Source organism: Chelatococcus albus (assembly GCF_030067675.1).
GTDB classification, from domain to species: Bacteria; Pseudomonadota; Alphaproteobacteria; order Rhizobiales; family Beijerinckiaceae; genus Chelatococcus_A; species Chelatococcus_A albus.
In genome coordinates this window covers 161,580-174,572 of the sequence record NZ_JASJEV010000005.1, presented here as the reverse complement: position 1 = coordinate 174,572, position 12,993 = coordinate 161,580, and the positions used below count along the sequence as shown (strand labels likewise).

The window sequence follows — 12,993 nt, the reverse complement described above, 5'->3', positions numbered from 1 at the left end:
ATTTTCGCCATGGTTTCTCTCGCTGCAGTGCAACAAACTTCCGTGCCGAGGACGCAGGCCGCAACAAGCGTGCCGTCGGTGCGCCTCTCCGGCGTCGCCATCTCCTTCGCCCTGAAGGAGGGTGGCACCTATCGTGCCGTCCAGGGAATCGATCTGTCCGTGGGCACGAACGAGTTCGTGGCCATTGTCGGCCCGACGGGCTGCGGCAAGTCCACGCTGCTCAACGCCGCAGCGGGCCTGCTCAAGCCCTCGGCGGGGATGGTGGACATCTTCGGCGCGCCGATCGCCGGTCTCAACGGGCGGGCGGGCTATCTCTTCCAGCAGGATGCGTTGATGCCGTGGAAGACGGCCGTCGACAATGTCGCCGTGGCGCTCGAGCCGAAGGGCGTGGCGCGCGGGCAAGCGCTCGAGCGGGCGCGGGACTGGCTCGGGCGCGTCGGCCTCGCCGCCTTTGCCGACCGCTATCCGCACATGCTCTCGGGTGGGCAGCGCAAGCGCGTGGCGCTGGCGCAGATGCTCATCCGCGACCCCGAGATCCTCCTCATGGACGAGCCATTCGGGCCGCTCGATGCGCAGACGCGGCAGATCATGGGCAATCTCCTCCTGCAGCTCTGGGCCGAGAACCGCAAGGCGGTGATGTTCGTGACGCACGATCTCGAGGAGGCGATCGCGCTCGCTGACCGTGTCGTCGTCATGTCGGCGGGGCCGGCTGCGACGGTGGTCGGCGACTATGCAGTGCCGCTGCCGCGCCCGCGGGACATCGCCGAGATCCGCGTCGATCCGGCCTTTCACGAGATCCACAGGGCCATCTGGGCGACGCTGCGCGTCGAGGTGCAGAAGGCCTATGCGCAGGGGGAGAGGACGGCGTGAGGCCGAGGCTCGATCCGCGCCGCGCCGGCGTCCAGCTCAGCGACGAGGGACGGCCGGCCCGCCCCGCCATCTTGCCAGAAGAACGACAGCAACGGCCAAACTCATGAATCGCGCAACACTCCTCGCGCTGCAGATCGCGGTCGGTCTTCTCGTCCTCGTCGTCTGGCACGTCCTGTCGACGGTGCCTGTCGCAGGCAAGAAGATCCTCGATCCCTTCTTCTTCTCCACGCCTCTCGACGTGCTGGCGCGGACGTGGAAGGACTTCGCCTCGGGCGAGATCTGGAGGCATCTCGGCATCACGCTCGCCGAGACGGTGCTCGCCTTCGCCACGGGCGCGGGCGCGGGCATCCTGCTTGGCTTCGCCTTCGCGCGCCGGCAAGTGCTCGCGGCGATCTTCGACCCCTATATCAAGGCCGCCAACGCGCTGCCGCGCGTGGTGCTCGCGCCCATCTTCGCCCTCTGGTTCGGGCTCGGCATCTGGTCGAAGGTGGCGCTCGGCTTCACGCTCGTCTTCTTCATCGTCTTCTTCAACGTCTACCAGGGCGTGCGCGAGGTGAGCCCGACCGTGCTCGCCAACGCCCGCATGCTCGGCATGAACGAGCGGCAGCTCCTGCGCCATGTCTACTGGCCGGCGGCGCTGACCTGGATGTTCTCCTCGCTGCACACGTCGGTGGGCTTTGCTCTCGTCGGCGCCGTCGTCGGCGAGTATCTCGGTTCCTCGGGCGGGCTCGGCTACAAGATCCACGAGGCGGAGAGCGTCTTCGACGTCACGGGCGTCTTCTCCGGCATGCTCGTTCTCGCGGTCTTCGTCATCGTCATCGACACTCTGGTCTCGGCCATCGAGGGCCGGCTGCTCGTCTGGCGGCCGGGGCCGCAGACGGCGACCGCGCAGGGCTGACGGCGGTCCATCCGTGCGACGAACAACGTCATGAAGAATTGCAACGGGAGGGTTTCGATGAGGATCCTGAAGATGCTGGCCGCCGCGGCGGCCCTGACGCTCGCGGCCGGCGGGGCGCTGGCACAGGGGGTGGAAAAGCCGAAACTCGTGCTCGGCGTCGGCGGCAAGCCGCTGCTCTACTATCTGCCGCTGACGGTCGCCGAGCGGCTCGGCTACTTCAAGGAACAGGGGCTCGACGTCGAGATCAACGATTTCGGCGGCGGAGCGAAGTCGCTGCAGGCGCTCGTCGGCGGCTCGGTCGACGTCGTGACCGGCGCCTATGAACACACCATCCGCATGCAGGCCAAGGGCCAGGACATCCGTGCCGTCATCGAGCTTGGCCGCTTTCCGGGCATCGTGCTGGCGGTGAAGAAGGACAAGGCCGACAAGGTCAAGTCGCCGGCCGACCTCAAGGGCCTCAAGGTGGGGGTGACAGCGCCCGGCTCCTCGACCAATTTCTTCGTCAACTACCTGATGGCCAAGGCGGGCGCCAATCCGAGGGATGCGGCCTATATCGGTGTCGGCGGCGGCATGAGCGCCGTCGCCGCCATGCAGAAGGGCGAGATCGAGGCGATCTCCAATCTCGACCCGGTGATCTCCAAGCTCGAGGTGGACGGCACGATCACCGTCATCGCCGACTCGCGCACCGAAAAGGGGACGAAGGAGATCTTTGGCGGCTCGAATCCGGCCGCCGTCGTCTACCTCAAGCAGGACTTCATCGAGAAGAATCCGAAGACGGTGCAGGCGATCGTCAACGCCTTCTACAAGTCGCTGAAATGGCTGGAGAAGGCGACGCCGGAGGATATCGCCAAGGCGGTGCCGGAGGCCTACTGGCTCGGTGACAAGGAGCTCTACACGCGCGCGGTGAAGGCCTCGATGGAGACCTATTCGCGTACCGGCGTCATCCCGGCCGACGGCCAGAAGAGTGCCCTCGACATGCTGAAACAGTTCGACCCCGAGCTCGCCAATGCCAATGTCGAGCTCTCCAAGACCTTCGTCGACAGCTTCGTGAAGAAGGCGGCGGCCGGCGGCATGTGAGGCCATGCGTGAGGCGGGCGAGGAGGCCCCTGCGGCGGGTGATATCATCCGCCGCATCCCTGTTCGCGAAGGAGGCTCGCAATGGACGAGGAACGCTTCAACATGGCGGTGCGCAAGTTCCTCAAGCAGGTGGGCGTCACCTCGCAGCGCGAGATCGAGCGCATCGTGCGCGAGGGCAAGGTCGAGGGCGGCGAGCTCAAGCTGCGCATGACGCTCTCGGCCGAGAATGCGCCGCTGAAGCACGTCGTCGAAGAGACGATCGATCTGAGCTGACCGGCCGGGCGTGCCGTCACGCGGCATTCATCTGCGGGCGTGAGGGATCCCCTCACGCCTTTTCATTTCTCGCGATCCCAGGCGAACCGTAAACGGAGGGTCGCCCATGCGGAGGGATCAAATGCACGTCCTGTCGATTCAATCGCACGTCGCCTACGGCCATGTCGGCAATGCCTCGGCGGTGTTTCCGATGCAGCGGCTCGGGGTCGAGGTGTGGCCGATTCACACCGTGCAGTTCTCGAATCACACGGGCTACGGCGCCTGGAAGGGGCGCGTCTTCGATGCCCCCTCCATCGAGGAACTGGTCGACGGCATTGCCGATCGCGGGGTGCTGCCGAAATGCGACGGTGTCCTGTCGGGCTACATGGGCTCGGCCGATATCGGTGGCGCCATCCTCGGCACGGTCCGGCGGGTAAAGGAGGCCAACACCAAGGCCGTCTACTGCTGCGACCCGGTCATCGGCGACGTCGGCCGCGGCATCTTCGTGCGCCCTGGCATCCCCGAGTTCATGAGGGACCAGGCGGTGCCGGCCGCCGACGTCATCACGCCGAACCATTTCGAGCTCGACTATCTCGCCGGGCGCGAGACGAAGACCCTCGCCGAGGCGAAGGCCGCCGTGCGGGCCGTTCACGCGACGGGACCGAGGGTTGTTCTCGTCACCTCCCTGCAGACGGAGGAGACGCCCGCCGATGCCATCGACGTGCTGGCCTCGGATGCGGAGGGCTTCTACCGCGTGCGCACCCCGCGCCTGTCGATCGGCGTGAGCGGCTCGGGCGACGCGGTCGCCGCCCTCTTCTTCGTGCATTATCTCGACACGCGCTCGGCAGCGCATGCCCTCGACCGGGCGGCGGCCTCGATCTACGGGCTTCTCAAGCGCACGGAGGAGGCGGGCTCGCGCGAGATCCTGACGGTCGCGGCGCAGGACGAGTTCGTCACGCCGACGCATCGCTTCCCGGTGGAGAAGGTGTAAGAGGGCGTGAAGCGGCGGGCACCCGCGCCCCTTGCCGCGGCGGCCGGTTGTCCCGACGAGCCGCGACCGCTCGGGCAACGACGGGGTGGGAATGAAGCTGCGCATCGCGACCTTCAACGTCGAGAACCTGATCGCCCGCCAGCGCATGGACCGCAGCGGGCGGGCCGACACCTCGGCGGCGATGGCGCTCTTCGAGATTCCCTCCGGCCAGCATCGTGACACCATCGAGCGGTCGCTCGCCGCGGCGCTCGAAGACGACAAGCGGCAGATGACGGCGTTGGCCGTCGCCGAGACGCGAGCGGACGTCATCGCCCTGCAGGAAGTGGACAGCCTGTCGGCACTGGAAGCCTTCTTCGCCAACTACGTGCATCGCATCGCCGACAGGCGCTACGGCCATTTCAGGCTCGTCGAGGGCAACGACCGGCGCGGCATCGATGTCGGCCTTGCCGCGCGCCGTGACCTCGTCGCGCAGGCCGGGGCGGTGCGGCAGCGCTCGCATCGGGAGGCGAGCTTCGCCGATCTCGACGCCTATGACGCCGACATTGCCAGGCTCGGCCTCGCGCCGACGGACCGGGTATTCCAGCGCGACTGCCTGATGGTCGATCTGGACCTGGGCGACCGGACGCTCTCCCTCTTCGTCTGCCATTTCAAGTCGATGAACAACGGCCGGGCCGACGGCCGCTCCATGACCTTGCCGCTGCGCCGCGCCGAGGCGCGCGCGGTGCGTCGGCTGGTCGAGCAGCGGTTCGGCGATGCGTGGACTGCCGCGAACTGGATCGTGCTCGGGGACCTCAACGGCTGCGACGCCTTCGTCGGCCCGGGGGGGAGCATCGAACCGGCCGAGGGCGAAAGCGGCCTCGAGCCGCTCATGGACGGTTTCGCCGTGAACGCCGCAGCTCATCTGCCGCCCGAGGCACGCTGGACGCACTTCCGCCGTGCCTGGTCGGAGACGCTCGGGCGCGTCGTCGAGACGCACATGCAGCTCGATTACGTGCTCCTGTCGCCGGGATTGGCGGCGGCCAATCCTGCGCCGCGGATCGACATCGTGCGTCGCGGCCTGCCCTATCGCGTGCCGCTCGATCCGGCCCATCCGGACCGCTCCATCGCCTATCTGGCGACGCGGAACGACCGCTATCCGCGCGTCGGCTGGGACCGACCGAAGGCGAGCGACCATTGCCCGCTCGTCGCCGAGATCGAAGTGCCGGCGCGCCGGGACTAGGCGCGCCCGAGCGGGGAGGCGGAAGGCCACTTCTATCTCCTTGTTTTGACGCCTTTTCTCCGGCGATCCCGTTCCCACCTCGCCGGAAAATGCACTAGGCTCTCGCTCAGGAGGACCAACGCCATGGGACGCCGCTTCTTCACGCTCGACGTGTTCACCGGCCAGGCGCTCGCCGGCAATCCGCTCGCCGTGGTCCTCGACGGGCAGGGGCTCGGCGACGCCGGAATGCAGGCCATTGCCCGCGAATTCAACCTGTCGGAAACGGTGTTCGTGCTGCCACCGGAGGACCAGCACCAGCGGGCGAGCATCCGCATCTTCACGCCGACGACGGAGCTGCCCTTCGCCGGCCATCCGACCGTGGGCACGGCGGTGCTGCTCGGCCTCCTCGACCACGGGGCGCGGCACGGGGCGCTTGCCTTCGGCCTCGAGGAGAAGGTCGGGCTCGTGCCCTGCGCCGTGGAAATCGAGGGGGAGGGGCGCGGGCAGGCGACCTTCACCCTGCCGCGGCTGCCCGAGCGCGTCGGCGAGCTCGGCGAGGTGGCGGACATCGCCGCCGCTCTCGACCTCTCGCCGGACGACATCGGTTTCGACAACCACGTGCCGGCGCGCTATTCGGCGGGCGTTCCCTATGCACTGGTGCCGCTCTCGGGCCGCGACGCGCTCGACCGGGCGAAGCGTCGGCCCTCCCTGTGGGCGGCGGCCTTCGGCGACGGGCCGCGCGCCAACGCCTTCCTCTATTGCCGTGAGCCCGTCGACGCGGCGCACGCCTTCCACGCCCGCATGTTCGCACCCGACCTCGGCACCGGCGAGGACCCCGCGACGGGATCGGCCGTCGCCGCCTTTGCTGGTGCCATCCGCGACTTCGATCGGCCGGTGGACGGCGAGCACGCCCTCGTCATCGAGCAGGGCTACGTCATGGGCCGGCCGTCGCAGATCGCGCTGACGCTCACCATCTCCGGGGGCAAGCTGGTCAAGGCCTCGATCGGTGGTCGGGCCGTCGTCGTCAGCGAGGGGGCCCTGTTCCTGTGAGCGAGCCCGTCATCGTTCCGCTTGCCCGTGTCGAGGCGAGCCTCGCGCCGGGCGACTGGGCCTGGGCGCAGGACAACCGTGCCGCCATCGAGGCCCACTGGCGCCGCCTCGTCGTCGAGAAGCCCGCGCTCTACAACGGCCGCGTGCTCATCTCGACCGAGCACCGGATCGCCGATGGCGTGCTGACGAGCCGCTACCGCGAGACCGACTATGCGAGCTTCCTGGCGCTGCGCGACTTCGGCTTCCCCGACCGGCAGGTGCGCAACTGCTTCGCCATGGCCGCGCTCAGGGCATCCGACGGGGCCTACCTTCTCGGCGTCATGGGACGTCATACGGCCAACGCGGGCATGGTCTATTTTCCCGCCGGCACGCCCGATTCCGGCGACGTGACGGCGGACGGACGGGTCGACCTCCTCGGCAGCGTCGGGCGGGAACTCGCCGAGGAAACCGGCCTCGCGGCGAGCGAGGTGACGATTGCCGAGGGCTGGACGGCGGTGCTGCACGGACCGCGCATCGCCCTCATGCGCGACGTCCGCTCGGCCCTGCCCGCGGATGCGCTGCGGGCGCAGATCGTCGACTGGCTCGCGGCGCAGGAGGAGCCGGAGCTGTCCGACATGCGGATCGTCCGCAGGGTCGAGGACATCGACCCGCGGACGATGCCGCTCTTCACGCAGGCCTTCCTGCGGCACGTCCTGGCGGCGTAACGGGGCTCTCCCCGGTGCGGCAGCGGATCGCGACGTCGGCGGACCCTTACTGGATCTTCAGGATCTTCATGGCCTTGGCGAGGGTGTCGATCGACTCCTGGTGCTTGCCGGCCTTGTGCAGCGTCTCGCCCTGGGCGCGATATTCGGCGACTTCCTTCTTCTGGGCGTCCGACAACTGCGCCGTCTTCACCGCGTTGTCGATCTTCGCCATGTCGGCCGGGCAGTGGAAGGCGAATGCCGGCGAGAGCCCCAGCGAAACGGCTGCGGCCAAAGTCAAGAGACGGATCATGACGTCCTCCCTGCGGCAGCGACGATGCCGCCGTCGACACGTCCGCTCCGCAGGCTGGAGAACACCGATGCGGGCGGGGTTATTCCCGCCCGCATCGGTCTGTCTCACTGGCGATAGCCGTGGCGCGACTTGGTGGCGTTGAGAATGGCGATCGCCTGGGCGGACTGGCCGCCGCGACAGGCAGCCCCCGCGCGCTCGATCTCGGGCAGGATCTGCTTGTAGACCGACGGGCCGACGAAGCCCGTGACGTTGTCGCGCTCAATGAGGTTGCGGAAGTCCGCGATGGGCTGTCCGCAGGCGCCGCCGCCGTATTCGCCGGCGCTGAACTGCGGAGCGCCGGCCGCGCTGTAGGGATTGGCCGCGGCGGCGGGGGCTGCCGCCGTCTCACGGCCGCTCGTGTTGCAGGCCGCCACGACGAGGCCGATCAGGGCGGCGCCGGCCAGGGTCAGAGGTGCGCGCAGCGTCATCGATGTCTCCGCTCCTAACGATTCGAAGGACGCCGACCACCATCGCCAGCAATGGCGCGCGGTCAACCGATACCGCGCGGATGAGCCTCGGCGCTCCGATCGGAGCCATGCGGGCCTCGCCGCCAGCCGCCGGCGGCGGCGAATTCCGGCATCGCGACGCGGGCGCCCTTGCCGGGGAGGCTCTTGCCAGGGAGGCGGCAAGTCGTCTAGAAGCGAGCAGGTTTCATGCGCCGCGGGTCCGAGAACCGATGCGGCAAGGCGGGAGACGAGCCGTGACGAATTCCGGCTCCAGCAACGTGACGATGCGGGCGGCTCGCGCCGCAGCCGTCGCGCCTGCCGTTCTCCCGACTGCGAAGCTTTCCGGCCTTCTTCTTCTCCTTAGCCGCCCCTGAGGGCCGGCTGGGCGCGCATGCCTGGGCTCTCAGGGGATCGGACACCGCGGACCGAACCCGAGCGCCCATGACATGATTCGGGGCGCCGCCCGAGAAGGACGACACCCATGACGAACGCCGCCACTTCCGCCGCCGCGCCGGTATCCGACAAGGACCGCGTGCTCATTTTCGACACCACGCTGCGCGACGGCGAGCAATGCCCCGGCGCCACCATGACGCTGGAGGAAAAGCTCCAGGTGGCGGATCTTCTCGACGAGATGGGCGTCGACATCATCGAGGCGGGCTTTCCGATCGCTTCGGCCGGCGATTTCGAGGCCGTGTCGCTCATCGCCGAGCGCGTGAAGAACGCCACCGTCGCGGGGCTGGCGCGCGCCATCCAGGCCGACATCGCCCGCGCCGGCGAGGCCGTGCGCCGCGCCAAGCGGCCGCGCATCCACACATTCGTGTCGACCTCGCCGATCCATCTGGCGCACCAGATGCGCAAGTCGGAGGAGGAGGTGCTCGACATCATCGTCGCCACGGTGACGCAGGCGCGCAACCTCGTCGATGACGTCGAATGGTCGGCGATGGACGCAACGCGCACGCCGATCGACTATCTGTGCCGGTGCGTCGAGGCCGCCATCAAGGCCGGCGCGACGACCATCAACCTGCCCGACACGGTCGGCTATGCCATTCCCGACGAATACCGGGCGATGTTCCGCACCATCCGCGAGCGGGTGCCGAACGCCGACAAGGCGATCTTCTCCGTGCACTGCCACAACGACCTCGGCCTTGCCGTCGCCAATTCCCTGGCGGGCGTCGAGGGCGGCGCGCGCCAGATCGAATGCACGGTCAACGGCATCGGCGAACGTGCCGGCAACGCGGCGCTCGAAGAGGTCGTGATGGCCATCAAGACGCGCGGCGACGCCGTTCCCTTCTTCACCGGCGTCGAGACGACGATGCTGACCCGCGCCTCGAAGCTCGTCTCGGCGGTGACCTCGTTTCCGGTGCAGTACAACAAGGCCATCGTCGGGCGGAACGCCTTCGCCCACGAGAGCGGCATCCACCAGGACGGGATGCTGAAGAATGCCCAGACCTACGAGATCATGACGCCTGAATCCGTGGGTGTGACCAAGACCTCGCTCGTCATGGGCAAGCACTCGGGCCGCCACGCCTTCCGCAAGAAGCTGGAGGAGCTGGGCTACAACCTCGGCGACAACGTGCTCGAGGATGCCTTCCGCCGGTTCAAGGACCTCGCCGACCGCAAGAAGGACGTCTACGACGAGGATATCGAGGCTCTCGTCGACGATCAGATCCACACGATCCACGATCGGGTGAAACTCGTCTCCCTGTCGGTCATCGCCGGCACGCACGGCCCGCAGCGCGCGACGATCAAGCTCGACATCGACGGCGTGATCCGCACCGAGGAGGCCGAGGGCAACGGCCCGGTGGACGCAACCTTCAACGCCATTCACGCCCTCGTGCCGCACGAGGCCACTCTCGAGCTCTACCAGGTGCACGCCGTCACCGAAGGCACCGATGCGCAGGCGGAGGTGTCCGTGCGCCTCGCCGCCAACGGTACGTCCGTAACGGGCCGCGGCGCCGATCCGGACACGCTCGTCGCCTCGGCGCGCGCCTATCTCTCGGCGCTGAACAAGCTGCGCGCCCGAGGCGAGCGCATCCACGCCCAGCACGCGGCGGAGTGAGCCGGGGCGGTCGCTCGACAGTCCTCCGGAGCGGCCACCAAGGGCGCTGGAGGCATGAGCGAGGGCCGGCCGCCGGGCCGGCCCTTTGCGTTGGTGCTGGGGGATCAGGCCACCACGGTGGTGAGCGGCCGGAAGCTCCGCGCATGGCTACGCACGTAGCCTTCGAAGGAGAGCGCTTCCGCCCCGGCGATGGAGCGCACGGCGTCGGTTGTCTGGCCGAAACTGATGCCCTGCTGCAGCGCTTTGGCGAGCACGAGGAGATGCGTGACGAGGCGCATGTTCGGCCCTTCGGACTGCATGAGCGCTTCGCGCCAGGATTCGAGCGGCATATCTTCGTATGTGACCTCCCGCCCAAGACTGCGGCCGAAGCGCTCGGCCACGTCGCGGATGCTGAGTGCCTCCGGGCCGGTGACGAGGATCGTGCGCGACAGATGCGGCGCGGGATCGGTGAGCACGGCCGCAGCGACTGCCGCGACGTCCCGTGCGCTCACCATGGCCATCTTCGTGTGGCCGTGTCCGAACGGCAGCCTGATGCAGTCCTCTTCGGCGATTGTCACTGCGGAGGTGTGCAGGAGATTTTCATAGAAGAGCCCGGCCCGCAGGTGGACTGTACTGATGCCGGCATCATCGAAGATGCGTTCCGCCCGCCAGTGGTCATGGGCGATCGGACTCGGGCTGCCCTCCGCTGCGGGGATCATCGACAGGTTCACGACTGCCTGGACTCCGGCCCGGCGGGCCGCTGCCGCGACGTTGACCGCGGCGTCTGCGAGCCCGTCGGCCATGGGATAGCAGAAATACGAGGCACGCACGCCCTCGAACGCCTCCGCGAGGCTTGTGGGCCTGAGGAGATCGCCCTCGACGACCTCGGCGCCGAGCGCCTCAAGGAGGATGCTGCGCCCGTCACGGTGCCGCACAAGGGCGCGAACCGGCACCTGCCGCGCCCGCAACAGGCTGACCACATGCGCGCCTGTGCTGCCGCGGCCGCCGGTCGCGCCGGTGACCAGGATCGGCCTTTCATTCATGCGTGCTCTCCTTCGCTCGTGCGGCCGCTGCGGCCGCCGGGTGGACGGGAGCCGATACCGGTGCCGCCTTCTCCTCGGCGGACAGCGTCAACTCCACATGGGCGGGCGAGATTGCCCGGCCGCTCAGGGCGTCCGTGAGCAGAGGTCGCACGGGCGCGCCCGTGTCGCGCGACCGCAGCGTGAAGCCCGTGCCGCGCGGCACCCATTCCTCGCCCCAGGCGGCGAGAGCGGCGATGACAGGAAAGAGGGCGCGTCCCTTTTCCGTCAGGACATAGGCGTAGCGTACCGGCCGCTCCTGATAGGCCTTGCGAACGAAGAGCCCGGCCTCCGCCAGGCGCTGCAGGCGGCGCGTCAGCATGTTCGGGGCGATGCCGAGGCTCCGCTGGAATTCGTCGAAGCGCGTCAGGCCGCGGAAAGCGTCCCGCAAGATGAGGAGGCTCCACCATTCGCCGATCTCGTCGAGACCGCGGGCGATGGGGCAGAGGGCATCGTGGAAGCTCGTGCGCTGCATGGGTGCACTATGGGGTGAGTCGCTTGCATCATGCAAGTAACCAAACGAGAGGTATTGCATTGCCGGATGGAGGGGCAGCCGAGCCTTGGGCGCCGCCTGCTCGCCGCCAGCCGCCTGCTGCCCAACGCGTCCTCGTCGCAGCGCTCCCGAACGACAAGCGCCCCGTGCCGGGCGGCACGGGGCGCCTGACGCTGCCGACCGGTGCCGGCCGCGACCTTGCAGCTTACTGCACCAGCGGGCAGCCGCTCGCTTCCGGCTTCATGAAGGCCTGATCGCCGGGGATCGTGGCGAGATATTTGTAGTAGTCCCACGGCGCCTTGCTGTCGCCGGGCTTCTTCACCTCGAAGAGGTAGACGTCGTGCACCATGCGGCCGTTGGGGAGCACCTTGCCTGGCGCCTTGCCGGCAGCTGTGGCACCTCGCGCGAAGACGTCGTCCACCGGCATCTCGTGCAGCGCCTTGGCGACGGCCTCCGTCTCGTCCGTGCCGGCCTTCTGCACCGCCTTCAGATATTGCAGGACGGTTGAATAGGTGCCGACGTGAATCATGTTGGGCATGCGCCCCGTCTTCTCCTGGAAGCGCTTTGCGAAGGCGCGCGTCTCGTCGTTGAGGTCCCAGTACCAGCCTTCCGTGAGCACGAGCCCCTGCGCGGCCTTGAGCCCGAGTCCATGCACCTCGGCGAGGGTGAAGAGGAGGCCGGCGAGGCGCTGGCCGCCCTCGACGATGCCGAATTCCGCCGCCTGCTTGATGGCGTTCGACGTGTCGAGGCCGGCGTTGGCGAGGCCGACGATCTTGGCCTTGGAGGCCTGCGCCTGCAGGAGGAAGGAGGAGAAGTCGCTCGATGCCAGCGGGTGGCGCACGGCGCCGGTGACCTTGCCGCCCTTGAGCTTGACGTATTTCGAGGTCTCCTCCTCGAGCGAATAGCCGAAGGCGTAGTCGGCAGTGAGGAAGAACCAGGTGTCGCCGCCGTTCTCGACGAGCGCGCCGCCCGTGCCGACGGCGAGCGCATGGGTATCATAGGCCCAGTGGAAGCCGTAGGGCGAGCACTGCTTGCCGGTGAGTTCGGCGGTGGCGGCGCCGGTCACCATGTTGATCTTCTTCTTCTCGCGCGAGAGCTGCTGCACGGCGAGCGCCACGGAGGAGGTGGTGAGCTCGGTGATCATGTCGACCTTGTCGACGTCGTACCACTGGCGGGCGATGTTGGACGCGATGTCCGCCTTGTTCTGGTGGTCGGCGGTGACGACCTGGATGGAGGCGCCGTTGACCTTGCCGCCGAAGTCTTCCACCGCCATCTGTGCCGCCGCGACGGACCACTTGCCACCGAAGTCGGCATAGACGCCCGACTGGTCGTTGAGCACGCCGATCCTGACGACGCCGTCGGAGATGCCGCCGGCTCCCTGGGCCGCGGCTGCCAGGGGGCTCAGGGCGACGGCCGCGGCCGTCAACAGACTTGCTGCCTTCATCGAGGCTCCACTCCCTCAATCGTTCTCATCGTTGGCGAGGCCCGGTCCGGACGCTGCGGGTGCAGCACCGGATGCCGACACGACCTCTTGCCACGGAACGCTAGAGAGCCCTGTCGCCGTTGAGA

The 12,993-nt window shown here is 68.3% G+C and carries 14 protein-coding genes; 9 read left to right on the top strand and 5 right to left on the bottom strand.

The window, feature by feature from the left end:
• Window positions 1-9 precede the first annotated feature (9 nt).
• From QNA08_RS09940 to QNA08_RS09905, 8 genes are all read left to right on the top strand, one after another.
• Window positions 10-870: an ABC transporter ATP-binding protein gene (locus tag QNA08_RS09940; RefSeq protein ID WP_422679891.1), complete on the top strand. Its 861-nt coding sequence runs from the start codon at window positions 10-12 to the stop codon at window positions 868-870.
• 103 nt (window positions 871-973) lie between these two features.
• Entirely contained in the window at window positions 974-1,768 is a 795-nt protein-coding gene (locus QNA08_RS09935) for an ABC transporter permease (RefSeq protein ID WP_283740543.1), read from the top strand.
• A 57-nt stretch (window positions 1,769-1,825) separates the two neighbouring features.
• Window positions 1,826-2,845 (top strand): ABC transporter substrate-binding protein, encoded by a 1,020-nt coding sequence (locus QNA08_RS09930; protein WP_283740542.1) that lies wholly within the window; start codon window positions 1,826-1,828, stop codon window positions 2,843-2,845.
• An 81-nt stretch (window positions 2,846-2,926) separates the two neighbouring features.
• Entirely contained in the window at window positions 2,927-3,118 is a 192-nt protein-coding gene (locus QNA08_RS09925) for a DUF6494 family protein (protein WP_283740541.1), read from the top strand.
• A 121-nt stretch (window positions 3,119-3,239) separates the two neighbouring features.
• Window positions 3,240-4,088, top strand: a complete 849-nt coding sequence (gene pdxY / locus QNA08_RS09920) for a pyridoxal kinase PdxY (protein WP_283740658.1) — start codon at window positions 3,240-3,242, stop codon at window positions 4,086-4,088.
• A 91-nt stretch (window positions 4,089-4,179) separates the two neighbouring features.
• Complete coding sequence (locus tag QNA08_RS09915) at window positions 4,180-5,307, top strand: endonuclease/exonuclease/phosphatase family protein (protein ID WP_283740540.1); 1,128 nt, start codon at window positions 4,180-4,182, stop codon at window positions 5,305-5,307.
• Between the two features lie 123 nt (window positions 5,308-5,430).
• Window positions 5,431-6,336: a PhzF family phenazine biosynthesis protein gene (locus QNA08_RS09910; protein WP_283740539.1), complete on the top strand. Its 906-nt coding sequence runs from the start codon at window positions 5,431-5,433 to the stop codon at window positions 6,334-6,336.
• Window positions 6,333-7,040: an NUDIX hydrolase gene (locus QNA08_RS09905; protein WP_283740538.1), complete on the top strand. Its 708-nt coding sequence runs from the start codon at window positions 6,333-6,335 to the stop codon at window positions 7,038-7,040. Before QNA08_RS09910 ends, QNA08_RS09905 begins: the two co-directional genes overlap by 4 nt.
• 46 nt (window positions 7,041-7,086) lie before the next feature.
• On the opposite strand, the gene QNA08_RS09900 is transcribed toward QNA08_RS09905, so the two are convergent.
• Window positions 7,087-7,329, bottom strand: coding sequence for a hypothetical protein (locus tag QNA08_RS09900; protein ID WP_283740537.1), 243 nt, complete (start codon window positions 7,327-7,329; stop codon window positions 7,087-7,089).
• Between the two features lie 104 nt (window positions 7,330-7,433).
• Window positions 7,434-7,796, bottom strand: a complete 363-nt coding sequence (locus QNA08_RS09895; RefSeq protein WP_283740536.1) for a hypothetical protein — start codon at window positions 7,794-7,796, stop codon at window positions 7,434-7,436.
• A gap of 499 nt (window positions 7,797-8,295) precedes the next feature.
• On the opposite strand from QNA08_RS09895, the gene QNA08_RS09890 reads away from it, so the two are divergent.
• On the top strand, window positions 8,296-9,873 hold the full coding sequence (locus QNA08_RS09890; RefSeq protein WP_283740535.1) for a 2-isopropylmalate synthase: 1,578 nt from the start codon (window positions 8,296-8,298) through the stop codon (window positions 9,871-9,873).
• A 104-nt stretch (window positions 9,874-9,977) separates the two neighbouring features.
• On the opposite strand, the gene QNA08_RS09885 is transcribed toward QNA08_RS09890, so the two are convergent.
• The 3 genes from QNA08_RS09885 to QNA08_RS09875 all read right to left on the bottom strand — a co-directional run bounded on the left by QNA08_RS09885 (window position 9,978) and on the right by QNA08_RS09875 (window position 12,868).
• Window positions 9,978-10,895 (bottom strand): NmrA family NAD(P)-binding protein, encoded by a 918-nt coding sequence (locus QNA08_RS09885; protein WP_283740534.1) that lies wholly within the window; start codon window positions 10,893-10,895, stop codon window positions 9,978-9,980.
• Window positions 10,888-11,406 carry a winged helix-turn-helix transcriptional regulator gene (locus QNA08_RS09880; protein WP_283740533.1) on the bottom strand — a complete coding sequence of 173 codons (519 nt, stop codon included), beginning with the start codon at window positions 11,404-11,406 and terminating at the stop codon, window positions 10,888-10,890. The genes QNA08_RS09885 and QNA08_RS09880 overlap by 8 nt, the downstream gene beginning before the upstream one ends.
• Before the next feature lie 223 nt (window positions 11,407-11,629).
• The gene (locus QNA08_RS09875) at window positions 11,630-12,868 is read right to left on the bottom strand and encodes an ABC transporter substrate-binding protein (RefSeq protein WP_283740532.1); all 1,239 of its coding nucleotides are present in this window, start codon (window positions 12,866-12,868) and stop codon (window positions 11,630-11,632) included.
• Window positions 12,869-12,993 lie beyond the last annotated feature (125 nt).